This window comes from Collinsella tanakaei (assembly GCF_030373545.1).
GTDB lineage: Bacteria > Actinomycetota > Coriobacteriia > Coriobacteriales > Coriobacteriaceae > Collinsella > Collinsella tanakaei_C.
This window is the reverse complement of record NZ_JAUDCO010000003.1, coordinates 255,058-275,874: the sequence shown is the minus strand read 5'-3', so window position 1 is coordinate 275,874 and position 20,817 is coordinate 255,058. Positions and strand designations below refer to the sequence as shown.

General features: G+C 65.1%; 25 protein-coding genes. 24 read left to right on the top strand and 1 reads right to left on the bottom strand.

All coding sequences use genetic code 11. The annotated features are described in order from the left end of the window. The first annotated feature begins 274 nt into the window (after nucleotides 1–274). From rplE to QUW00_RS04005, 23 genes are all read left to right on the top strand, one after another. Nucleotides 275–832 carry a 50S ribosomal protein L5 gene (rplE, locus tag QUW00_RS04115; RefSeq protein WP_289613125.1) on the top strand — a complete coding sequence of 186 codons (558 nt, stop codon included), beginning with the start codon at nucleotides 275–277 and terminating at the stop codon, nucleotides 830–832. Nucleotides 833–916: 84 nt separating this feature from the next. Beyond that, nucleotides 917–1,102, top strand: a complete 186-nt coding sequence (locus QUW00_RS04110) for a type Z 30S ribosomal protein S14 (RefSeq protein WP_087205372.1) — start codon at nucleotides 917–919, stop codon at nucleotides 1,100–1,102. A 126-nt stretch (nucleotides 1,103–1,228) separates the two neighbouring features. After that, nucleotides 1,229–1,627, top strand: coding sequence for a 30S ribosomal protein S8 (gene rpsH, locus QUW00_RS04105; protein WP_289613124.1), 399 nt, complete (start codon nucleotides 1,229–1,231; stop codon nucleotides 1,625–1,627). Nucleotides 1,628–1,660: 33 nt separating this feature from the next. After that, a complete protein-coding gene (gene rplF, locus QUW00_RS04100) occupies nucleotides 1,661–2,197 on the top strand; it encodes a 50S ribosomal protein L6 (protein ID WP_289613123.1) in 537 nt (178 codons plus the stop codon). 69 nt (nucleotides 2,198–2,266) lie between these two features. Then, a complete protein-coding gene (rplR, locus tag QUW00_RS04095) occupies nucleotides 2,267–2,629 on the top strand; it encodes a 50S ribosomal protein L18 (RefSeq protein ID WP_289613122.1) in 363 nt (120 codons plus the stop codon). Between the two features lie 14 nt (nucleotides 2,630–2,643). Then, nucleotides 2,644–3,168, top strand: a complete 525-nt coding sequence (gene rpsE / locus QUW00_RS04090; RefSeq protein ID WP_289613121.1) for a 30S ribosomal protein S5 — start codon at nucleotides 2,644–2,646, stop codon at nucleotides 3,166–3,168. 2 nt (nucleotides 3,169–3,170) lie between these two features. Further along, complete coding sequence (rpmD, locus tag QUW00_RS04085; RefSeq protein WP_072415187.1) at nucleotides 3,171–3,353, top strand: 50S ribosomal protein L30; 183 nt, start codon at nucleotides 3,171–3,173, stop codon at nucleotides 3,351–3,353. Between the two features lie 2 nt (nucleotides 3,354–3,355). Next, entirely contained in the window at nucleotides 3,356–3,805 is a 450-nt protein-coding gene (gene rplO, locus QUW00_RS04080; protein ID WP_289613120.1) for a 50S ribosomal protein L15, read from the top strand. Further along, nucleotides 3,799–5,088 (top strand): preprotein translocase subunit SecY, encoded by a 1,290-nt coding sequence (gene secY, locus QUW00_RS04075; RefSeq protein WP_289613119.1) that lies wholly within the window; start codon nucleotides 3,799–3,801, stop codon nucleotides 5,086–5,088. Before rplO ends, secY begins: the two co-directional genes overlap by 7 nt. A gap of 15 nt (nucleotides 5,089–5,103) precedes the next feature. Continuing rightward, nucleotides 5,104–5,730 carry an adenylate kinase gene (locus QUW00_RS04070; RefSeq protein WP_289613118.1) on the top strand — a complete coding sequence of 209 codons (627 nt, stop codon included), beginning with the start codon at nucleotides 5,104–5,106 and terminating at the stop codon, nucleotides 5,728–5,730. Beyond that, nucleotides 5,727–6,515 carry a type I methionyl aminopeptidase gene (map, locus tag QUW00_RS04065; protein WP_289613117.1) on the top strand — a complete coding sequence of 263 codons (789 nt, stop codon included), beginning with the start codon at nucleotides 5,727–5,729 and terminating at the stop codon, nucleotides 6,513–6,515. The genes QUW00_RS04070 and map overlap by 4 nt, the downstream gene beginning before the upstream one ends. Before the next feature lie 570 nt (nucleotides 6,516–7,085). Beyond that, complete coding sequence (gene infA, locus QUW00_RS04060; RefSeq protein ID WP_009141477.1) at nucleotides 7,086–7,304, top strand: translation initiation factor IF-1; 219 nt, start codon at nucleotides 7,086–7,088, stop codon at nucleotides 7,302–7,304. 154 nt (nucleotides 7,305–7,458) lie between these two features. Next, the gene (rpmJ, locus tag QUW00_RS04055) at nucleotides 7,459–7,572 is read left to right on the top strand and encodes a 50S ribosomal protein L36 (RefSeq protein WP_006363204.1); all 114 of its coding nucleotides are present in this window, start codon (nucleotides 7,459–7,461) and stop codon (nucleotides 7,570–7,572) included. A gap of 15 nt (nucleotides 7,573–7,587) precedes the next feature. Next, nucleotides 7,588–7,962 carry a 30S ribosomal protein S13 gene (rpsM, locus tag QUW00_RS04050; RefSeq protein WP_204559653.1) on the top strand — a complete coding sequence of 125 codons (375 nt, stop codon included), beginning with the start codon at nucleotides 7,588–7,590 and terminating at the stop codon, nucleotides 7,960–7,962. Nucleotides 7,963–7,978: 16 nt separating this feature from the next. Beyond that, on the top strand, nucleotides 7,979–8,389 hold the full coding sequence (gene rpsK, locus QUW00_RS04045; RefSeq protein ID WP_289613116.1) for a 30S ribosomal protein S11: 411 nt from the start codon (nucleotides 7,979–7,981) through the stop codon (nucleotides 8,387–8,389). Between the two features lie 23 nt (nucleotides 8,390–8,412). After that, entirely contained in the window at nucleotides 8,413–9,006 is a 594-nt protein-coding gene (gene rpsD, locus QUW00_RS04040) for a 30S ribosomal protein S4 (protein WP_235421744.1), read from the top strand. A 32-nt stretch (nucleotides 9,007–9,038) separates the two neighbouring features. Then, nucleotides 9,039–9,980, top strand: a complete 942-nt coding sequence (locus QUW00_RS04035; RefSeq protein ID WP_289613115.1) for a DNA-directed RNA polymerase subunit alpha — start codon at nucleotides 9,039–9,041, stop codon at nucleotides 9,978–9,980. A gap of 31 nt (nucleotides 9,981–10,011) precedes the next feature. Further along, nucleotides 10,012–10,512 (top strand): 50S ribosomal protein L17, encoded by a 501-nt coding sequence (gene rplQ, locus QUW00_RS04030; protein WP_289613114.1) that lies wholly within the window; start codon nucleotides 10,012–10,014, stop codon nucleotides 10,510–10,512. 112 nt (nucleotides 10,513–10,624) lie between these two features. After that, a complete protein-coding gene (locus tag QUW00_RS04025) occupies nucleotides 10,625–12,292 on the top strand; it encodes an ABC transporter ATP-binding protein (RefSeq protein WP_289613113.1) in 1,668 nt (555 codons plus the stop codon). Further along, nucleotides 12,289–13,089 carry an energy-coupling factor transporter transmembrane component T family protein gene (locus QUW00_RS04020; protein ID WP_289613112.1) on the top strand — a complete coding sequence of 267 codons (801 nt, stop codon included), beginning with the start codon at nucleotides 12,289–12,291 and terminating at the stop codon, nucleotides 13,087–13,089. Before QUW00_RS04025 ends, QUW00_RS04020 begins: the two co-directional genes overlap by 4 nt. Before the next feature lie 23 nt (nucleotides 13,090–13,112). After that, nucleotides 13,113–13,952, top strand: coding sequence for a tRNA pseudouridine(38-40) synthase TruA (gene truA / locus QUW00_RS04015; protein WP_289613111.1), 840 nt, complete (start codon nucleotides 13,113–13,115; stop codon nucleotides 13,950–13,952). Nucleotides 13,953–14,107: 155 nt separating this feature from the next. After that, the gene (locus tag QUW00_RS04010) at nucleotides 14,108–15,163 is read left to right on the top strand and encodes a glycosyltransferase family 2 protein (RefSeq protein WP_289613110.1); all 1,056 of its coding nucleotides are present in this window, start codon (nucleotides 14,108–14,110) and stop codon (nucleotides 15,161–15,163) included. 241 nt (nucleotides 15,164–15,404) lie between these two features. After that, entirely contained in the window at nucleotides 15,405–15,842 is a 438-nt protein-coding gene (locus tag QUW00_RS04005; protein WP_289613109.1) for an arginine repressor, read from the top strand. 322 nt (nucleotides 15,843–16,164) lie between these two features. Here the strand turns inward: QUW00_RS04005 and QUW00_RS04000 are convergent, their stop codons facing one another. After that, complete coding sequence (locus tag QUW00_RS04000) at nucleotides 16,165–18,399, bottom strand: transglycosylase domain-containing protein (RefSeq protein ID WP_289613108.1); 2,235 nt, start codon at nucleotides 18,397–18,399, stop codon at nucleotides 16,165–16,167. A 184-nt stretch (nucleotides 18,400–18,583) separates the two neighbouring features. Between QUW00_RS04000 and QUW00_RS03995 the strand changes: the two genes are divergently transcribed. Beyond that, nucleotides 18,584–20,626: a U32 family peptidase gene (locus tag QUW00_RS03995; RefSeq protein ID WP_289613107.1), complete on the top strand. Its 2,043-nt coding sequence runs from the start codon at nucleotides 18,584–18,586 to the stop codon at nucleotides 20,624–20,626. Nucleotides 20,627–20,817 lie beyond the last annotated feature (191 nt).

The following is a 20,817-nucleotide window of genomic DNA, read 5'->3' as shown; positions in this document are numbered from 1 at the left end:
AGATGTGTATAAGAGACAGCCCCCGCGGCCACCTGCCCGGTCCCGCGCTAAATGTGGATTTCCGCGGCACAAAAGCTTTTGCTGGCAATCGGTGCCACATGCGCGTATCATACCGACTCGTATTGCCCGGCTCCTGTCGGTCAATCGTCATGCCGGTCAGCCATAGCCGGCATGCACGCGACAGGAGGCACGAGGACAGCAACGCGCGAGGTCGTGCATACCGACCGACAAGCGCAGCGCACAGCCCCGTGCTTAAAACCCCAAAGGAGTGAACATGGCAGAAGAAAAGTACGTCCCGCGCCTCAAGGCCAAGTACGAGAACGAGGTCAAGCAGCAGCTGCATGACAAGTTCCAGTACAAGAACGTCATGATGATCCCGAAGTTCGAGAAGATCGTCGTGAACATGGGCGTCGGCGAGGCCGCGACCGATTCCAAGGCGATCGAGGGCGCTGTGCGCGACCTGCGCGCTATCACCGGCCAGCAGCCGATGGTCACCCGCGCCCGCAAGTCCATCGCTTCGTTCCACCTGCGCGCCGGCATGCCGATCGGCGCCAAGGTCACCCTGCGCGGCGACCGCATGTGGGAGTTCTTTGACCGCCTGACCTCGGTGGCCATCCCCCGTATCCGCGACTTCCGCGGCATCTCCGCCAAGAGCTTCGACGGCCGTGGCAACTTCTCCATGGGCGTCACCGAGCAGCTGATCTTCCCCGAGATCGACTTCGACTCGATCGATCGTACCCGCGGCATGGACATCACCATCGTCACGACCGCGAAGACCGACGAGGAGGCCAAGGCCCTTCTCGACGCCTTCGGGTTCCCGTTCAAGAAATAGGTTCATCTGCCCCGGCTCCGGGCGGCGCGCAACCGGCGCGCCGCCCGTCCGGCGCTTTGATACATACAGGTGAGGAGGAAATAAGTGGCTAAGACATCGATGATCGTCAAGCAGCAGCGCAAGCAGAAGTTCTCGACGCGTGAGTACACGCGTTGCCAGCGTTGCGGCCGTCCGCACTCGGTCTACCGTAAGTTCGGTCTGTGCCGTGTCTGCTTCCGCGAGCTCGCGCTCAAGGGCGAACTTCCCGGCATCAAGAAGGCCAGCTGGTAAGTCACTGCCAGCGCATCGCGCCCGAACAGGCGCGATGCACGGAAGATCGTGCCAGCTCAAGGCTCGTCCGCTAAGGGTGGGCGAGAACCAGTGGCACAGGTTCATCAAGAACGAAGGAGAATCTGCATGAACGTCACAGACCCGATCGCAGATATGCTTACGCGCATTCGCAACGCGAACTCTGCGAACAAGGCCGAGGTCTCCATGCCGAGCAGCAAGAAGCTCGTGGAGATCGCACGCGTCATCTACGAGGAGGGCTACATCGAGGGCTACACGGTGGAGGACACCACCCCTCAGAAGACCCTTCACATCACCCTCAAGTACGGCCCCAAGAAGACCAAGGTCATCAAGGGCATCAAGCGCATTTCCAAGCCCGGCCTGCGCAAGTACGCCGGCGTTGCCGACCTTCCCCGCGTCCGCGGTGGTCTGGGCACCGCCATCATCTCGACCAGCCGCGGCGTTATGACCGACCGCGACGCCCGCGCGACGGGTGTCGGCGGCGAGATCGTCGCATTCGTCTGGTAGTCGTTTCGGCGCGTAGAAGGAAAGGATACACCCGTGTCTCGTATCGGTAATAAGCCTGTCCAGATTCCCGCCGGAGTCGAAGTGGCAGTCGACGGCAACCACATCGCCGTCAAGGGTTCCAAGGGCACCCTGGAGATGGACTTCTACAACAAGCTGTCCGTCAACATTGAGGACGGCGTTCTGACCGTCTCCCGTCCCGACGACGAGCGTGAGACCCGCGCTCGCCACGGCCTCACCCGCGCCCTCATCGCCAACATGGTCGAGGGCGTCTCCGAGGGCTTCACCAAGTCCCTCGAGCTCGCGGGCGTCGGCTACCGTGTTCAGCTCAAGGGCACGACCCTCGAGCTCTCCCTCGGCTATTCGCACCCCGTGACCTACCCTGCTCCCGAAGGCATCACCTTCGAGGTGCCCGACAACACGCACATTCACGTGAAGGGCATCAGCAAGCAGCAGGTCGGCCAGGTCGCGGCCGAGATTCGCTCCAAGCGTCCGCCTGAGCCTTACAAGGGCAAGGGTATCCACTATGTCGGCGAGCACATCCGCCGCAAGCTCGGTAAGGCCGCTAAGTAGTAGGCGTTCCCACGCCGGTAAGACCGGCACCCCGTCAGGTGCCGGCACAGTACTTCTAAGGAGTTTCGCATGGATAAGAACAAGGCGAAGAGGGAAGGCCTCAAGCGCCGTCAGCGTCGTGTCCGCGGCAAGATCTTCGGTACCCCCGAGCGTCCGCGCCTGCGCGTCACCCGCACCAACGCCAACATCTACGCTCAGATCGTCGACGACACCAAGGGTCACACCATCGTGTCCGCCTCGACGCTCGAGAAGGAGTTCGAGGGCATGACCACCTCGAACAAGGAGGCTGCCGAGAAGGTCGGCGAGCTCGTGGGCAAGCGCGCCCTCGAGGCCGGCATCGAGGCCGTCACCTTCGACCGCGGCGGCCGCATCTATCACGGCCGTGTCAAGGCCCTCGCCGATGGCGCCCGCGCCGCCGGCCTGAAGTTCTAGGAGGTATGTAGCAAATGGCTCGCAACATCAAGCAGCAGCGCGAGGCCTCCGAGTTCGAGGAGCGCGTCGTCTTCATCAACCGTGTGTCCAAGACCGTCAAGGGTGGTCGCCGCATGTCGCTCGTGGCCCTCGTGGTCGTCGGCGACGGTAAGGGCAACGTCGGCCTCGGCATGGGCAAGTCCGCCGAGGTGCCCCTGGCCATCTCCAAGGCCTCGATCGACGCCAAGAAGAACATGTTCCATGTTCCCGTGACCGAGGAGGGCACCATCCCGCACGAGGTCATCGGTCACTTCGGCGCCGGCCGCATCATCATCAAGCCCGCTGTCGAGGGTACCGGCGTTATCGCCGGCGGCGCTGTGCGTCCCCTCTTCGAGCTCGCGGGCATCAAGAACGTCCTGTCCAAGTCCCTGGGTACCGACAACGGCCTGAACATCATCAAGGCCGCTGCCGAGGGCCTGAAGGAGCTCTCCAGCCCCGAGGATGTCGCTGAGCGTCGCGGCCTCACCGTTTCCCAGATGTTTGTCGGGAAGGAGAAGTAGGCATGGCTAAGACCATCAAGATTCAGCAGGTCCGCAGCATCAACGGCTGCAAGGAGGACCAGAAGAGGACCGTGCGCGCGCTCGGCCTGCACCGCATCCGTGAGGTGCGCGAGATCGCCGACAACGAGAGCGTTCGCGGCATGATCTTCAAGGTCAAGCACCTTGTCGAGATTGTAGAGGAGTAGCAATGCAGCTTCATGACCTTAAGCCCAGCGAGGGCTCTACTCACAAGCGCAAGCGCATCGGTCGCGGCAACTCTTCCGGCCAGGGCACCTATGCCGGCCGTGGCCAGAACGGCCAGGGTTCCCGCTCCGGCGGCACCAAGGGTGCCGGCTTCGAGGGCGGCCAGACCCCGCTCGCGATGCGTCTGCCCAAGCTCCCCGGCTTCAAGAACCCCCGTCGCATCGAGTTCGCCGCTGTGAACGTCTCCCGTCTCGAGGAGAAGTTCGAGGACGGCGCTGTGATCGACGGCGCCGCGCTCAAGGCCGCCCGCATCATCAAGAACGAGTTCGAGCCCGTCAAGGTGCTCGGCAACGGTGATATCACGAAGAAGTTCACGGTCAAGGTCGACAAGGTCTCGGCTTCCGCCAAGGCCAAGATCGAGGCCGCCGGCGGAAAGGTCGAGCTCCCGTGCTAACTGGTCTTAAAAACGCATTCCGTATCAAGGAGCTGCGCGACAAGATCATCTTCACCATTGCCATGCTCGTGGTGTACCGCATCGGTGCCCACGTTCCCGTGCCCGGTATCCCCTTCCAGGGGATGCTGGGCCTTTTCGAGGCTACCGGCAACACGGTTGCCTCGGGCGCAATGGCGCTGCTGAACCTTTTCTCGGGCGGCGCGCTCTCCTATGTCTCGGTGTTCTCGCTGGGCATCATGCCCTACATCACGAGCTCCATCATCCTGCAGATGCTGCAGAGCGTCGTTCCCTCCCTGCACGAGCTCGCCCGCGAGGGTGAGGTCGGTCAGACGAAGATCACTCAGTACTCGCGTTACCTGACGCTGGCGCTGGCGATCCTCAACGCCATCGGCTACCTGTTCCTCTTCAAGAGCTTCGGCATCTCCTTCACCGGCGCCGACGCTCCCGAGGTCATCCTGGACATCATGGTCGTCGGCACGCTCGTTGCCGGCGCGATGCTCATCATGTGGATCGGCGAGCTCATCACGCAGCGCGGCATCGGCAACGGCATGAGCCTGATCATCTTCGCCAACATCATGGCGGGCCTGCCCCAGGCGATCTTCAGCTCCGTGTCCGATGGCTCCACCGCCAGCATCATCCTCACCGCGGTCATCGTGGTGGTCATCCTGCTGGTCATCCCCCTGATCGTGTACCTGGAGCGCGGCCAGCGCCGCATCCCGGTGCAGTACGCCAAGCGCGTCGTGGGTCGCCGCATCATGGGCGGCCAGTCTACGTACCTGCCGATCAAGGTGAACACCGCGGGCGTCATCCCCATCATCTTCGCGAGCGCCATCCTGTACCTGCCCGCCCAGCTTGCCGTGTTCTTCCCCGGCATTGGCTGGATCCAAGCGGTCGCCGGCGCGCTCTCCTCGGGTTGGCTCAACTGGATCCTCAACGTGGTCCTCATCGTGTTCTTCGCGTACTTCTACACCTCCATGGTGTTCAACCCCGATGACACGGCCGAGAACCTCAAGAAGCAGGGCGGCTTCATCCCGGGCGTCCGTCCGGGTCGCGCCACGGCCAACTACATCAAGAACGCCCTGAACAAGATCACGCTTCCGTCGGCCATCTTCCTGGCGCTCATCGCCATCGTGCCGTCCATCGTGTTCTCGTTCACCGGCAACCAGCTCATCCAGGCCTTCGGTGGCACCTCGGTGCTCATCATGGTCGGCGTGGTGCTCGACACCATCGCCAAGCTGGAGAGCCAGCTCAAGATGTACGACTACGACGGTTTCTTCAAGTAAGGGTTAGGAGTACCAATGAATCTTGTGCTTTTGGGAGCTCCCGGTGCCGGCAAGGGCACCTTGGCCCAGCAGCTCGTCGCTGAATTCGGCATCGCTCACATCTCCACCGGCGACCTGCTTCGCGCCGCCGTCAAGGGTGGCACCGCCCTTGGCATCCAGGCCAAGAAGTATATGGACGCCGGCGAGCTCGTTCCCGACCAGCTCGTGATCGACCTGGTCAAGGAGCGCCTGGCTGCCGAGGACGCCCAGAAGGGCTTCATCCTCGACGGCTTCCCGCGCAACACCATGCAGGCTGTCACGCTCGACTCCGAGCTGTCCGGCCTCGGCCGTGCGCTCGACTGCGCGCTGCTCGTGGATGTCGCCTCGAGCGTCATCATCGACCGCCTGTCCAGCCGTCGCGCCTGCCGCGACTGCGGCTACACCGGCACCGCCTCCGACGAGGTCTGCCCCAAGTGCGGTGGCGAGATGTACCAGCGCGATGACGACAAGCCCGAGACCATCGCCAACCGTCTGGACGTGTACGAGAAGAACACCGCCCCGCTCGTGGAGTACTACCGCGGCCAGGGCAAGCTCAAGATCGTCGACGGCCAGGGCAAGATCGATGAGGTCTACGCCGCTGCGAAGGAAGTCCTCGGTCTATGATCAAGATCAAGTCTGCAGAAGAAATCGAGCAGATGAAGAAGGCTGGAGCGCTGTCTAAGATGGCGCTCCGCCGCGTTGGAGCCATGGTGCGCCCCGGCGTCTCCACCTTCGAGCTCGATCAGCTCGCCGAGCAGATCATCCGCATGCACGGCGGCGTGCCTGCCTTCAAGGGGTACGGCGGTTTTCCCGGCACCATCTGCGCGAGCGTGAACGACCAGGTCGTCCACGGCATCCCCAATCCGGATGTCATCCTGCGCGACGGCGACATCGTGTCGGTCGACACCGGCGCGATCGTTGACGGCTGGGTAGGCGACAACGCGTGGACCTTCTACTGCGGCACGCCCTCGCCCGAGGTGCAGGCCCTGTGCGAGATCACGCGCGACTGCCTGATCGCCGGCATCGAGCAGGCCGTTCCGGGCAACCACATCGGCGACATCGGTCACGCGGTCCAGACGCTCGCCGAGGAGCACGGCTACGGTGTGCTGCGCGATTATGTCGGTCACGGCGTCGGCCGCAACATGCATGAGGACCCCAACGTCCCGAACTATGGTAAGAAGGGACGCGGTGTCCGCCTGCAGGCCGGCATGGTCATCGCCATCGAGCCGATGATCACCCTGGGCACCAACCATGTGACCACCGGCGCCGACGGCTGGGTCGTCACGACCAACGACCACCTGGCTGCTGCCCACTACGAGAACACCATTGCCATCACCGATGACGGTCCGGTTATCCTGACGGTCGACGAGCGCGGCCCTTGGTGCTCTATGCAGGGCGGCCAGCTCTAGCGGTCCGATCCCAAACGGCTCCTGGGGGCCCCGGGATATCCTTCCGTGCTCAAACAGTCCTCGCGCTTCGCGCTGCGGAACTGCGCCGTAAGGATATCCCGGGGCCCTTCTTGTAACGGGGACGGCCCGCGTGTCGCCTGGGGGCGAGTTGCAGCGGCGGGTCGGGCGCTTATCAGCGCCGCTCCCCGCCGCCGGCGCATGCCGGGGCATGCGCTCCTCCATTCCAAGCGTTAACTCGGGCGGCATAGGGGATAGCGTGCGGTTGCGAGCCGAACTGAGGGACCGAGAGCCAAAACGACTTCCGACGACTGAGAATGATTCAGCGAGCAGGGGAGACCCTCATTCGCAAAGCTCGACGATGGTTGAGCCATGGCGCGGGCGGCCTGTATACCCGTCGCGCGCAGTTCCGCAGGCCGAAGGCCGAGGACCTGTCTGAGCACGACGGGTATATCGGGGCCCCGCGCCCCACACCCCTCAATCAATTGTGGAGCCATTACGAATCTGCCATCCCCAGCATGCTTTTTGTTATCATTCTCAGTTGCTGTCGTTTTCTAGAGAAAGATGATTGCTTTGAAGAAGGAAGATGCTATCGAACTCGAGGGCACGGTAACCGAGCCCCTGCCCAACGCGATGTTCCGCGTTGAGCTCGAGAACGGTCATTCGGTTCTGTGCTCCATCTCGGGCAAGATCCGCATGAACTACATCCGCATTCTGCCGGGCGACAAGGTCGTCGTGGAGCTGTCTCCCTACGATCTGACGCGCGGACGCATCACCTATCGCTACAAGTAGCGACCGCACCATACGTGCATCTCTGCGATCGTAAGGCCTGCTCAACCGTACGATCGCGTCTGCATGTTCTGACCAGCCATCAGTTATTCACGCCTGCGGCTGGGCGAGTAGATACATTCCATTTGTAGTTTGAGCACTACCGAAAGGAAGAACGATGAAGGTACGTCCTTCGGTCAAGAAGATGTGCGATAAGTGCAAGATCATCCGGCGCCACGGCAAGGTTCTCGTCATCTGCGAGAATCCTCGCCACAAGCAGCGTCAGGGCTAAGAGAGGAGACCAACGTTGGCCCGTATCAATGGTGTCGACCTTCCGCGCGAGAAGCGCGTTGAGATCGGTCTGACCTACATCTACGGCATCGGCCGCACCACCGCCACCAAGATCTGCAACGACTGTGGCATCAATGTCGATACCCGCGTCCGTGACCTCACGGACGAGGAGGTCGATAAGATCCGTAAGTACATCGACCAGAACCACATCATGGTCGAGGGTGACCTCCGCCGTGAGCGCAACCAGAACGTCAAGCGCCTGATGGACATCGGCTGCAACCGTGGCCTCCGTCACCGCAAGGGCCTCCCTGTCCGTGGCCAGCGCACCCACACCAACGCTCGTACCCGCAAGGGTCCGAAGCGCCAGATCGGTGCCAAGAAGAAGAAATAAGGGAGACTGACTACCTATGGCTACTGCTAAGAACAAGCGCAACGCGCGTGACACGCGCATCAAGCGTTCCGATCGCAAGAACATCTCCGTGGGTCAGGCCCACATCCGCTCGACCTTCAACAACACGATCGTGTCCATCACGGACTCCCAGGGCAACGTCATCGCTTGGAAGTCCGCCGGTACCGTCGGTTTCAAGGGTTCCCGTAAGTCCACCCCGTTTGCCGCCCAGATGGCTGCCGAGGCCTGCGCCAAGATCGCCATGGAGCACGGCATGCACAAGGTCGCCGTCTTCGTGAAGGGCCCCGGTTCGGGTCGCGAGACCGCGATTCGCTCCCTCCAGGCCGCCGGCCTCGAGGTCTCGAGCATCCAGGACAAGACCCCCATCCCGCACAACGGCTGCCGCCCCAAGAAGCGTCGCCGCGTGTAACTCATCGAAAGGATCGATAAACTATGGCAATCGATAGGACTCCGGTTCTCAAGCGCTGCCGTCAGCTCGGGATCGATCCCGCTGAGCTCGGCTACAGCGGCAAGGAATCCAAGCGTCAGCCCAAGCGTCGCCGCAAGGAATCCGAGTACGGTATGCAGCTGCGCGAGAAGCAGAAGGTCAAGTTCATCTACGGCGTGCTCGAGAAGCAGTTCCACAGCTACTTCGTCCGCGCCCGCAAGATGCCCGGCATTACCGGCGAGAACCTCATGATGCTGCTCGAGACCCGTCTCGACAACGTCGTCTTCCGCCTGGGCTTCGCCCGCACCCGCAAGGAGGCGCGTCAGTCCGTGCGTCACGGTCACTTCACCGTGAACGGCCGTCGCGTCGACATCCCCTCCTACCTCGTCAAGCCCGGCGACGTCGTCGCCGTGGGCGAGAAGTATCGCGACCTTCTCCCCATCAAGGAGGCTCTGATCCAGTCCGAGCGTTTCGAGGTCCCCGGCTGGCTCGAGGTTGATATCGAGAAGCTGTCCGGCAACGTGCTCGCCAACCCGAGCCGTGAGCAGATCAGCGGCGACATCAACGAGCAGCTCATCGTCGAGCTCTACTCTAAGTAGTCCATTTGGGCTGCTGAGGCTGGAGGTATTACATGTCAGAATTCATTAGGCCCCAGGTTCAGGTCGAAGAGATCAACGAGACGTCCGCCCGCGTTTCCGTCGAGCCGCTTGAGCGCGGCTACGGCGATACGCTCGGCAACTCGCTTCGCCGCGTCCTGCTCTCCTCGCTGGAGGGTGCCGCGGTCGAGGCCATCCAGATCGATGGCGCCCAGCACGAGTTCATGACCATCCCCAACATGGTCGAGGATGTCACGGATATCGTTCTGAACGTCAAGGGTCTGGTGTTCCGTTCGCTCGGCACCACCGACGAGGGCACCGCGACCATCTCGGTCGACGGCCCCTGCGAGGTCACCGGTGCGGACTTCTTCATCCCTTCGGAGTTCGAGCTCGTCAATCCCGAGAAGCACATCGCCACGCTGAACGAGGGCGGGCACCTCACCATGAGCATGCGCATCGGCTACGGCCGCGGCTACGTGTCCTATGAGGGCAACAAGCGCGACAACGACCCGATCGGCGTCATCCACGTCGACTCGCTGTACTCGCCGGTCCGCCGCTGCGCCAAGCTCGTCGAGGCCTGCCGCGTGGGTCAGCACACCGACTACGACCGTCTCGTCCTCGAGATCGAGACCAACGGTGCCATCAGCCCGCGTGAGGCCGTGGTCCAGGCTGCGAACATCATCAACCAGCACATGGCTGCGTTCATGAACCTCGCTGACGCCCCCGAGGCGGAGGAGGAGGTCTCGATCTTCGCTCCCGAGACCACCAGCGACAACGCTGAGCTCGATAAGCAGATCGAGGATCTGGACCTTTCGGTCCGCTCCTACAACTGCCTCAAGCGCGCGAGCATCCACTCCGTGCGCCAGCTCGTCGAGTTCTCGGAGAACGACCTGCTCAACATCCGCAACTTCGGCGTGAAGTCCATTGAGGAAGTCAAGGACAAGCTCGAGTCCATGGGCCTGAGCCTCAAGGCTTAATGCCCTATCGGTAATAGAGGAGACCATACCTATGCGTCATAACAGGAAGAAGGGCCTGAAGCTCGGCACCGACGCGAGCCACACCAAGGCCATGAAGAAGAGCCTCGCCAAGGCGCTCTTCACCAACGACCGCATCAAGACGACCGAGACCCGCGCCAAGGCGCTTCGCGGCTACGTCGAGCCCATCATCACCTGGGCCAAGAAGGGCGACCTGCACTCCCGTCGTCTGGCCATCGCCAAGCTCGGCGATAAGGACCTGGTGAAGGAGATCTTCGAGAAGGCCGCTCAGGGCATGTGGGCCGACCGCAACGGCGGTTACACCCGCATCATGAAGCTCGGTCACCGCAAGGGCGACAACGCCGAGATGGTCATCATCGAGATCGTCTCCGAGCCGGTCGTCAAGAAGGCCGCTGCGCCCAAGAAGGCCACCGAGGCCAAGAAGGCCCCCAAGAAGGTCGAGACTCCCGCCGAGGAGGCTCCCGTCGAGGAGGCTGCGACCGAGGAGGTCGCCGAGGAGCAGGCTGCCGAGTAACACGGTTGCTGCATCCGTCAGTGTTAAGAAGGGCACGTCTTGCCGACGTGCCCTTTTTTGTGTAACGTGCGGGCGAGACTGTCGTATCAGAGCGGCCGAGGAGGTGTTCGCCATGCTTATCGCCACTGACGTGACGGCGCGCTACAGCCCCGATGCGCCGCGTGCGCTCGATGGCGTGTCCCTGTCGGTGCGCCCGGGCGAGGTCGTCTCGCTCATCGGCGCCAACGGGTCGGGCAAGTCGACGCTCGGCGCTTTGCTCGTGGGTATGCGCTTGGCGGATACCGGCCGCATCGAGGTCGACGGATGCGATCCTGCCCGCGATGCGGCATCCCGCCGCGAGGTGAGGCGCCGCGTGGGCTTTGTGCGCCAGCATCCCTTCGACCAGCTCGTGTCGACGGTCGTGTACGACGAGGTCGCCTTCGGTCCGCGCAACCTCGGTGCGCGTGGCGACGAGCTGCGCTCGCGCGTGACCGACGCGCTCGCCCGCGTGGGGCTGGAGGGCTACGAGAGGCGCGACACCACCGCCCTGTCCGGTGGCGAGCAGCAGCTGCTCGCTTTTGCCGGCGTGCTCGCCATGCAGCCGAGCTATCTGGTGCTCGACGAGGCGTCCTCGATGCTCGACTCGTCGGCGCGGCCGCGCCATCGCGCGCTCGTTCGTGCGCTCGCCGATGACGGTCTTGGCATCGTGCAGATCACGCACGACCCGCTCGAAGTGCTCGCGTCCGATCGCGCGGTCGTGCTCGAGGCGGGGCGTATCCGCTTTGACGGAAGCCCTCTCGAGCTCGTGCTGTCCGAGCGCAGCCTTTGGGATGCGACGGTTGTCGCCAGTCCCTGCGTAGATGCGCTGAGAGCCGTCTGCGCGCTTGGATATCAAGCTTGTGCTCCCGTGGACCTCGATGGGGTCATGTCGTGGCTTGAAGACGCTCTGAGGGGCTCGTGCGTCGATGCTCAGGCGGGCGCGACGGTGCTTGCGCGCATGCGCGCCGCGCTGTTGGGCGATGGGCGCGCCCCCCGTCCCCAGGGGGCATCGGCAATCGACCTGCTGTCGGTCTGCTATTCCTACGACCGCGACCAGCGCGCACTGGATGGCGTGTCCGTCAATGTGCACGCAGGCGAGGTTCTGCTTATCGCGGGGGCGTCCGGCTCGGGCAAGTCGACGCTGTCATGTGTCGCGGCGGGGCTGATCGCACCCGACGCCGGGTCAGTCGAGGTGGGTGGCGCCCGCGTGCGCACGGGCGACGTGGGCGTCGCCTTCCAGCGGCCTGAAGACCAGCTGTTCTGCGAGAGCGTCGCCGACGAGCTCGCATTTGCCCCGCGCAACCTCGGCTGCGACGAGGGCGAGGTGGATGCCCGCGTGCGCCGCGCGGCGGACCTTGTCGGTCTGCCGTCTGAGCTCATGGACCGCTATCCCTTCGACCTGTCGGGCGGCCAGGCGCGCCGTGTCGCGGTCGCGTCGGTGCTGTCGCTCGGTGCGCGCATCTACATGCTTGATGAGCCGACCGCGGGGCTCGATGCGGCGGGCCGCTCGGCCATGCACGAGCTCGCGCGCACCCTTGCGGGCGAGGGGCTGGCGGTAGCGGTCATCAGTCACGATATCGAGGAGTGGCTCGCTGTCGCCGACCGCGTCGCGCTCATGAGCGCCGGACGGGTCGTGTGGGGCGGGTCGCCCGGTGCGCTGGTTGACGATCCGGGTGCCTTCGCGCGCGCCCGAATGGAGGAGCCGCAGGCCGTCGCGCTCGTGCGGCGTCTGGCCGGCGAGCTGGAGGGCGGTGCGCGATGAGGCTTACCAACCCGCTCGGCTCGTTCGTGGCGCGCGACACGGCCCCTGCCCGTATGGACGCCCGCGTGAAGATCCTGCTGTTGCTGGCCTGCGCCATCGGCGTGTTCGCCACCGGGGCGTCCTGGGTCTTCTTCGCGTGGGTCGCCGTGCTGGTCGGCCTGTGCGCGCTTGCGCGCTTGGACGTCGCCGCCCATCTGCGCGCGCTTGCGCCCGTGGCGTTCATCTTGGCGTTCACGCTCGCCGCCAACGCGCTCGCCCTTGACGGCCATGGCGATATCGCGCTCGCGGGGCCGATCGGCATCGATACCGCTGGCGCCCTGCGCGGCCTGCTCGCGGTGGCGCGCATCGTCATCCTGCTGGGTCTGGCGCTCGTCGTGTCGTCTTCGACCACGCCGCCCCAGCTCGCTGACGCCTGCGTGAGCCTGCTGTCGCCGCTGGCGCGCCTGGGTGTTCCCGTTGCCGATATCGGCCTTATGCTCTCGCTTGCCCTGCGGTTCATCCCGATCGTGTCCGAGGAGTCCTCCCGCATCCAGCTCGCCCAGCGCTCGCGTGGCGTTGATTTCGATCACGGGGGCCTGGTGACGCGGATCTCGTCGTGGGCATCGGTGCTCACGCCGCTCGTCGTCAGCCTCTTCCGGCGCGCCGAGCGCCTGGGCGAATCCATGGAGGCGCGCTGCTACGGCACGTCGGATGGGTCCTTGGTGACGATGGGGCGCCTGCGCCCGCGCGATGCGGCGGTTCTTATTGTGGGGTTGTCGGTGTGTATTGCGATTCCGGTTATGGCCCGGTTTGTGTGAAGATGTGGAAAGGGGAGCGCGACATGGCTGACGAGCAGAGTGCCTGCGCGTACGAGAACGTGGATGAGCGGCCGGCCGATGGCACGATTGTCATGCGCATCGGCTATGACGGAGCGGGCTATGCGGGGTTTGCCGAGCAGCCTGGTCAGACGACCGTCGCCGGCGAGATCCGCCGTGCGCTCGAGACGTTTTTGCGACGCGAGGTGGAGCTCACCTGCGCGGGACGCACGGATGCCGGCGTGCACGCCGTGGGGCAGTACGTGAGTTTCACGGCGTATGCGGACGAGCTCGAGGTGACTCAGAAGCGCTGGATGCGCGCGCTGGCCGCCCTGCTTCCGCGCGACATCGCCGCAAGCGAGATCTATCACGCGCGCCCCGACTTCTCCGCGCGCTTCGACGCCCGCTCGCGCGTCTACACCTACCGCATCGCCACCGGCGACGCGCCGCCGCTGCTCACGCGGCCGGTCACGTGGTGGCACCGGCCCGCGCTCGACGTCGCCGCCATGCAGGACGGCGCCTCGCGCCTGCTGGGCGAGCGCGACTTCAAGAGTTTCTGCAAGACGTCCTCGGCCGTGGGCAAGCCCACGCACCGCTGCGTCATGGAGGCCTCCTTCGCGCCTGAGCGCAACCTGGGGGAGGATTGCCTGGCATTCACCATCAGGGGTAACGCCTTCTTGCACTCCATGGTCCGCACGATCGTGGGGACGCTGGTGGAGGTCGGCTGCCATCGCCGCGAGCCGGCGTGGATCGACGAGGTGCTTGCGGCCTGCGACCGTGCGGCGGCCGGCCCCACGGCGCCCGCCTGCGGCTTGTGCTTCATGGATGTCGAGTACGACGAGGGCGCGCTTACGGTGTGTCCTTAGGGCCTCCCGGCCCATTTCGCGCCGGGTCGTGGCGAAGGTGTGATGGGGGAGTGTGATTCGTCTGTTGACGGCGGTTCCGCTGCCCGCGAGGGCCTGAGGGCGGCGCGGACTGGTGATACCATGGCCGTATAGTCCGTGTCACCAGGAGGATGACGTTGGCCCACCAAGCACCAAAGCGACCGCGCGTATCCGTCGTCATGGCCGTCCATGACGGCGCAGGGCACCTGACGCGCGCCGTCGACAGCGTGCTTTCCCAATCGCTTTCCAATATCGAGTTCATCGCGGTCGACTGCGACTCACACGACCGCACCCCTGCGATGCTCGAGAGCTCGCGCGACCGCGACATCCGCGTCGAGGTGATCACGCGCGCATCGGATGACCTGCTTGCGGGGTTTGCCGCAGGGCTTGCGGCGGCGCGCGGCGACTACGTTGCGTTCATGCGGCAGGACGACTGGCTGGCTCCCGACTACCTGCGCGTCCTTATCGAGCGCGCGGACGAAGACGACCTCGAGCTCGTCTTTGGGACCCGTTCGGCCGACACATGGGACCGCAAGGGCGACACGTGCGATTCGCGCTGTCTGAGTTGGGGCGACGAGACCTGGACGACCCCTGAGGAGATTCGCGGACGCGTGGGCGTGCTGTACGAGCGCGGCTTGTTCGACGGCGCCGCGGGCGCGCTGGTCGCCCGTCCGCTCGCCCAGACGAGCCATGGCGCATCGACGACGGTGGTGCAGGGGTTCGCGTACATCATGGCGTGCATTGCCCATGTAAGCCGTATGGGCGTCGTCGAGAGCCCGTGCTATCACGCCGTCTCCTACAAGACGGCGGCCTCGCGCGCCTTCGACCCGCGTCTGGCCGAGCGCTGCGCCGACGAGCACGCGCAGATCATGGGGCTCGTCACGGCATGGGGACTCCAGCTCAATCCCGACGTCATGGGACCCATCCATCGCCGCCATGTGAGGCGGCTGATCGAGTGCATCGACAACGCCAGCGTGGGCACGAGCAGCAGCGCCACGAGCAACGAGCGCGTCGAGCAGGTGCAAAGCATGATTGACGCGGACGACGCACGGGAATCGCTCAGGGCGGTGGAGCCCGACTCCCACGAGTTCGGCATCATGTATCGGCCGATGGCAAAGGGAAACGCCCAGGGGTGCTGCTTCGGCGCTCGCCTGCGTGAGTTCGCGCGCATCTCGCATTTGCCGCTCGTATAGCATAAGCAGGCAAAATGGTGGCGCCGGGTGCCATTCCCGTGCGACGCGCTTCGGATGCGGGGATACATGCTTGCGTGTAAATATGCCTGACTATGCAGAATGGCATCCAAAAATCAAGGGTTTTTGAAGAATTGAGTCATATGTGTTAAATCATGTGACATCGTGACATAAGACTCTTTATGACGCTAAAGTAATGCGGAATTAACGGACAGGCAAGACAGTGGCGGGAGGTTGTGTGCCCATGGCTAAAAAGCGGAACGGGCGCCAGGATGCGATTCGCGAGATCGTTCGCAACAAAGACGTGCGGACGCAGCGAATGCTTGTCGAAGAACTCAAGGCGAGTGGATTCGATTGCACCCAGGCGACGGTTTCGCGAGATATCGCCGATATGGGCCTGCGCAAGCTTCCCGAGGGCGTCTATGTGCTGGCTGAGGACCTTCACCTGCAGCGCATGGTGTCCGAGCTCGTGATCGACGTCATGCGTGCCAACAACCTCGTGCTGGTCAAGGCACAGCCGGGTACCGCTTCCGGTATCGCCGCGGCCATCGACGCCGCAGAGCTTTCCGACGTGCTGGGATCGCTTGCGGGCAACGACACGATTCTTGTCATCGCCAAGAGCGACGAGCAGGGCGAGCGTTTCGAGCGCATGATCACCAAGCTGCGCAGCGTGCGCAAATAGTCGTTCGCGCAAAGAGATGCTGAAAGGGGAGAGGGTTCGCCGCCTCCCCTTTTTTTGTTGGCGGTGCATGTGGCGTTCCGGGGCTGTGATGGGTGCGCGAGCGCTGCTCTTGAGACCTCGATGCAACAAAACGGATGTATGGCGCGAAACGCTGAAGTGGGATGTGGCGCCAAACGACAACATCGAGCGAACGACGTCGAATGGGGAAGGTCCACGAGACAACGTCGAACGAGTGACGTCAAATAGAAAACACTTAAGCAACGACGTCAAAAAGAAGGGGACGGAAAGCCGGTGGGCTTTCCGTCCCCAAAGATTGGTCGGTCTACGCCGCGCCGCCTTCCTCGACAGGAGGCGTCGGCTCAGGTTCCGGTTCAGGCTCCGGTTCAGGCTCGGGTTCCGGCTCCGGCTCGGGTTCGGGCTCGGGTTCGGGCTCCGGCTCAGGCTCGGGGACCGGCGTGGTTGCCCCGCCGTTGCCACCGGTGTTGCCGCCGGTGGTGCCGCCGTTCTCGTCGCTCGGCTCGGTTTCCGTACCGGTGGTCTCGTTACCCTCGGTCGGCTCGGTGTACTCGCCGTCACCGTCGTCCTCGGATGCGCCGCCGTAGTTGCCGCCAGAGAACTTCCACTCGCTCTGCGACTTGTACTCGGGCGTCTCGTCGCTTGCCGGGAAGTCCTCATAGGGCGTCTCGGCCAAGACAGCGTTCATGAACTCGCGGAAGATGGGCAGGACCGTATCCTGGGTGTGCAGGTAGGGGATGGCGGCGTTGCCGCTGGAGCGGCCCACCCAGATGGCCACGGAGAGCTGCGGGGTGTAGCCGCAGACCCACAGGTCGGTGGTGTCGCTCGCCGAACCGCCCGTACCGGTCTTGCCGGCGACGGGCTGGTTGATGGCGTAGGGGTAGCCGGGTGCGCCGGTGCCCTCGCCGGTCATGACGCCCTCGAGCACCTGGTTGACCGCATTGGCGACGCCGCCGGAGATGGCCTGCTCGGGCTCGTCCTCGTGCTGGTAGAGGATTTCGCCCTCGCGGTTGGTGATCTCGGTGATCGCGACGGCCTCGCGGTGCTCGCCGCCCGCGGCGAACGTGGCGAACGCCTCGGCCATCTCGAGCGTGGAGCAGCCCCAGGAGCCGCCGGTGAGGGTGAGCGACGCCGCTGCCGGGTCCATACCGGCCGCCTCGGTGTCGATGCCCAGGCGCTCGCACATGTCGATGATCTTGTCGTTGCCGATCGCCAGGGCGACCTGAACGTAGCCGGTGTTGGACGAGATCGCGGTCGCCGAAGCGAGCGAGCGGACGCCGTAGGAGTAGCCGCCGTAGTTCTGCAGGCGGTAGTCGGGCGTGATCTGCATGGGCGAGCTGCAGTTGATGTAGGTGTTGAACGGGTCCATGCCGTCCTCGATGGCCGCGGCGAGCGTGTAGGCCTTGAAGGTCGAGCCCGTGGAGCGGCGCGAGGTGGCGTGGTTCACGTGCTCGTCGTCGGCGTAGTAGTCGCGGCCGCCGACCATGGCCTTGATGTAGCCGGTCTTGGGGTCGATGACGGTCATGCCGACCTCGAGCTCGTCGTTGCCCAGGCTGTCCATGCGGTCAGTTGCGGCTTCCTCGGCCGCCGCCTGGATGACGGGGTCGATGGTCGTCTTGATGGTGAGGCCGCCGGCGAACAGCGCGTCGGTGGTGAACTCGTTGGACAGCAGGTTGCGGACGTACTCGACGAAGTACGGCTGCGCGTAGATGCCGTTGATGGGCTGCTCGGTGACGTCGAGCACGAGCTCGGCGGCCTGTGCCTCGTCATGCTCCTCCTGGGAGATGGAGCCCAGGCGCAGCATGTTGTCGAGCACCTTGTTGCGGCGGTCGACAGCGCCCTCGGGGTTCTTGGTCGGGTCCAGGTAGTCCGGGGCGTTGGGCAGGCCCACAAGCAGCGCGGCCTCGGGGAGCGTGAGGTCGCTCGCGTTCTTGGAGAAGTAGGTCTGCGCAGCCGCCTGGATGCCGTAGGCGCCGTGGCCGTAATAGATGGTGTTGAGGTACATGGTGAGGATCTCCTCCTTGGAGAAGATCTTTTCCATCTGCAGGGCGATCCAGGCCTCGCGCACCTTGCGCTCGATGGTGTTGTCGAACTGCTCCTCGGACAGGATGGTGTTGCGCACGAGCTGCTGGGTGATGGTCGAGGCGCCTTCTGATCCGCCGGTGAGCTGGCTGACCACCGCGCGGCCGATGCCGATGATGTCGACGCCGGGATGCTCGTAGAAGCGCTCATCCTCGACGTCCACGATGCCCTCGAGTACGTAGGGCGAGATCTGGTCGTAGTCGACGATCTCACGGTTCTGGACGTAGAGGCTCGCGATCTCGGTGCCCGTGGAGTCCAGGATGGTCGTAGGCTCCGACACGAGGTAGTTGTCGGTGTTGGTGTAGTCGGGCAGATCGGAGAGCCAACGGTTCACGTTGCCGATCATGCCGATGCCGAACGCCACGCAGAAGATCAGGAAGAACCCGAAGAACGAGGCGATGATGGCAGGGAGTGTATGCGTCTTGGAGCGACGGCGGATGTTGCGCTCGCGAGGACCCATGGCTTGACCTCCAACTGAGATTGCGTGCCGGCGGCCGCATGCCGTCGGCTTGAAACCCATGAACATAGATGATGACACATTACCGCAACACGCGGGCCGCGCAGCTCATGTATCCTGTGCGGTAGCAAATTCCAGACCGACTGCATACCTGTGTGCTTCTGCACACGTTGGGGGACCGCACGATATGAAACGATCGCTACCTGAGCTTTTGGCGCCCGCCGGCTCGCTTAAGGCCCTGCTCGCCGCGCTGGCGGCGGGGGCGGATGCCGTCTACATCGGGCTGGGGTCCTTCAACGCGCGGGCGAGTGCGCCCGACATCGAACTCGATGACTTTGCGCGCGCGTGCGCGCTGGCGCACGAACGCGGCGCGCGGGTGTATGTGACCGAGAACGTGTATCTGCGCGAAGGCGAGCTCGACGACGCCCTGGCGCTTGCGCGCGCGGCATACCGAGCCGGGGCCGACGCGCTGATCGTGGCCGACGCCGGCTTCGCGCGGCTGCTCGGGCGCGCCCTGCCCGACCTGGAGATTCACCTGTCGACCCAGGCGGGCGCGATGTCTGCCGAGGCTGTCGAGCTTGCGGTGCGCGAGCTGGGGGCCGCGCGCGTGACCTGCGCCCGCGAGCTGTCGGTGGACGAGATCGCGCGCCTTGCCGCCACGGGCGTGCCCATCGAGGCCTTCTGCCACGGCGCCATCTGCATCTGCTATGCGGGCGCCTGCGCGTTCTCGGCGCTGCGCCGCGGACGCTCCGCCAACCGCGGAGACTGCACGCAGCCCTGCCGGCTTGCCTACGCGCTCGAAGACGGGGGCGGGCGGCGCGTCGACGCCGCCGGCGGCGACCGGCTGCTGTGCCCGCGCGACTACCTCTCCGTGCGCCATCTTGCCGAACTTGTCGACGCGGGCGTGGCGGCCCTCAAGATCGAGGGGCGCATGAAGAACCCGGACTACGTGTACAACGTGGTGCGCGCCTACCGCGAGGCGCTCGATGCGCTCGCGGGCGGGGGGAACGGGGCGGGCGGCCCGGCTTCGCTTGACACTGCCGCCCTGGATGACCTCGAGTTCCGCCTCGGCCGCTCGTTCAACCGCGGCTTCACCGACGCGTATCTGCGCGGGAGATCGGGCTCCGAGCTCATGAGCCCGCAGCGCGCCATCAACCAGGGCGTTCGCGTGGGGACGGTCGTGGAGCGCGGTCATCACGAGGTCGTCGTCGCGCTGGACGCCCCCGTCGAGGCGGGCGACACGCTCGAGATCAGGACCGTGCTTCCCGCGGACGCCCCCGCCGATGTGCCCGCCCGCTGCCCGCTGGTGACCTGCGAGGTCGACGGCGTCGCCGGCGAGCGCATCCGGGTGCGGTGCAAGCGGCGCGTCGGCGTGGGCAGCCCGGTCCACCTGACCGCGAGCGCCCACGCGCTCGCGGACGCGGCGGCCGCCGTCGATGCGATGCGGGCGCGCTTCGATGCGGTGCCTGTGCCGTCCGAGCGCGTCGAGGGGGACCGCCGCGATGCTCCGGCGGCCGTCGCCGAGCCCGTCGGGGCTGCGGTGGTGCAGCCGGTGCCTGTGCTGCGCACCGTTCGGCTCGTGGCGTCGCCTGCCGAGGCGATTGCCGCTCTTGACGACGCGGATGTGCACGAGGTCGCCGTCTGCGCGTGGCGGCTGCCCGACGACCCCGCCTGGGAGGAGCTGCTGCCCCGGCTGACCGTTGTGCTCGACGAGGTCTGCCGCGCCGCTGACCTGCCGCGTGTGCGTCGGCTCTGCGAGCGCGCCGATGCCGTTGTCTGCCGCAACCTGGGTCAGCTCGATGTCGCCCGTGCGGCGGGCGTGCCCTTCGACGCCGCGGCGCCCCTCTCGGCGACGAACGCCGAGACGGTTCTGTGGCTGGTCGGCATCGGGGCGCGGCGCGTCTGGCTTCCCGACGAGCTTTCCGCATCGGAAATCGAGCGCGTGGTGCATGCCGCTCCGGCCGGATCGGTCGGCGTCGCGGCCGGAGGGGACGCGCAGCTGATGGTTTGCGAGCACTGCCTGCTGCTGGCCGAAGGGCCCTGTGACGGCGATCATGCGCATTGCGCCCGCCGTCGGGCCGACCGCTTCTTGGTGGAGGCATCCGGCGCGTGCCTGCCGGTGGCCGTCGATGCCCTCGGCCGCACGCGTATCTTCAACGACGCTGCGCTCGATCGCACCCCCGAGCTGGACGCCCTGATCCGTGCGGGGATCGCGGCGATCATAGTGTAGATAAGGTGCCGCCGCGGGTCCGTGTCGCCTGCGAGCCGCACGTCCGTGCCCGTTTCGTCTGGTCTGCTTTTCCGCGCGCGCTGCATCTGCAACTCGGCTACAATGGTCCGGTTTACGAAACCCAGCACCGCCCTCGCCGCACCGGCGCCGAAGGGGCGAGGGTGCTATCTATGCGCGAGGAGGATGCTGAT

What these genes read in the sequence shown, in the direction of transcription:
- rplE (WP_289613125.1), top strand. Translation starts at nt 275, where the DNA reads ATGGCAGAAGAAAAGTACGTCCCGCGCCTCAAGGCCAAGTACGAGAAC.
- rpsH (WP_289613124.1), top strand. Translation starts at nt 1,229, where the DNA reads ATGAACGTCACAGACCCGATCGCAGATATGCTTACGCGCATTCGCAAC.
- rplR (WP_289613122.1), top strand. Translation starts at nt 2,267, where the DNA reads ATGGATAAGAACAAGGCGAAGAGGGAAGGCCTCAAGCGCCGTCAGCGT.
- rpsE (WP_289613121.1), top strand. Translation starts at nt 2,644, where the DNA reads ATGGCTCGCAACATCAAGCAGCAGCGCGAGGCCTCCGAGTTCGAGGAG.
- rpmD (WP_072415187.1), top strand. Translation starts at nt 3,171, where the DNA reads ATGGCTAAGACCATCAAGATTCAGCAGGTCCGCAGCATCAACGGCTGC.
- rplO (WP_289613120.1), top strand. Translation starts at nt 3,356, where the DNA reads ATGCAGCTTCATGACCTTAAGCCCAGCGAGGGCTCTACTCACAAGCGC.
- QUW00_RS04070 (WP_289613118.1), top strand. Translation starts at nt 5,104, where the DNA reads ATGAATCTTGTGCTTTTGGGAGCTCCCGGTGCCGGCAAGGGCACCTTG.
- map (WP_289613117.1), top strand. Translation starts at nt 5,727, where the DNA reads ATGATCAAGATCAAGTCTGCAGAAGAAATCGAGCAGATGAAGAAGGCT.
- rpmJ (WP_006363204.1), top strand. Translation starts at nt 7,459, where the DNA reads ATGAAGGTACGTCCTTCGGTCAAGAAGATGTGCGATAAGTGCAAGATC.
- rpsK (WP_289613116.1), top strand. Translation starts at nt 7,979, where the DNA reads ATGGCTACTGCTAAGAACAAGCGCAACGCGCGTGACACGCGCATCAAG.
- rpsD (WP_235421744.1), top strand. Translation starts at nt 8,413, where the DNA reads ATGGCAATCGATAGGACTCCGGTTCTCAAGCGCTGCCGTCAGCTCGGG.
- QUW00_RS04035 (WP_289613115.1), top strand. Translation starts at nt 9,039, where the DNA reads ATGTCAGAATTCATTAGGCCCCAGGTTCAGGTCGAAGAGATCAACGAG.
- rplQ (WP_289613114.1), top strand. Translation starts at nt 10,012, where the DNA reads ATGCGTCATAACAGGAAGAAGGGCCTGAAGCTCGGCACCGACGCGAGC.
- QUW00_RS04025 (WP_289613113.1), top strand. Translation starts at nt 10,625, where the DNA reads ATGCTTATCGCCACTGACGTGACGGCGCGCTACAGCCCCGATGCGCCG.
- QUW00_RS04020 (WP_289613112.1), top strand. Translation starts at nt 12,289, where the DNA reads ATGAGGCTTACCAACCCGCTCGGCTCGTTCGTGGCGCGCGACACGGCC.
- truA (WP_289613111.1), top strand. Translation starts at nt 13,113, where the DNA reads ATGGCTGACGAGCAGAGTGCCTGCGCGTACGAGAACGTGGATGAGCGG.
- QUW00_RS04005 (WP_289613109.1), top strand. Translation starts at nt 15,405, where the DNA reads ATGGCTAAAAAGCGGAACGGGCGCCAGGATGCGATTCGCGAGATCGTT.
- QUW00_RS04000 (WP_289613108.1), bottom strand. Translation starts at nt 18,399, where the DNA reads ATGGGTCCTCGCGAGCGCAACATCCGCCGTCGCTCCAAGACGCATACA.
- QUW00_RS03995 (WP_289613107.1), top strand. Translation starts at nt 18,584, where the DNA reads ATGAAACGATCGCTACCTGAGCTTTTGGCGCCCGCCGGCTCGCTTAAG.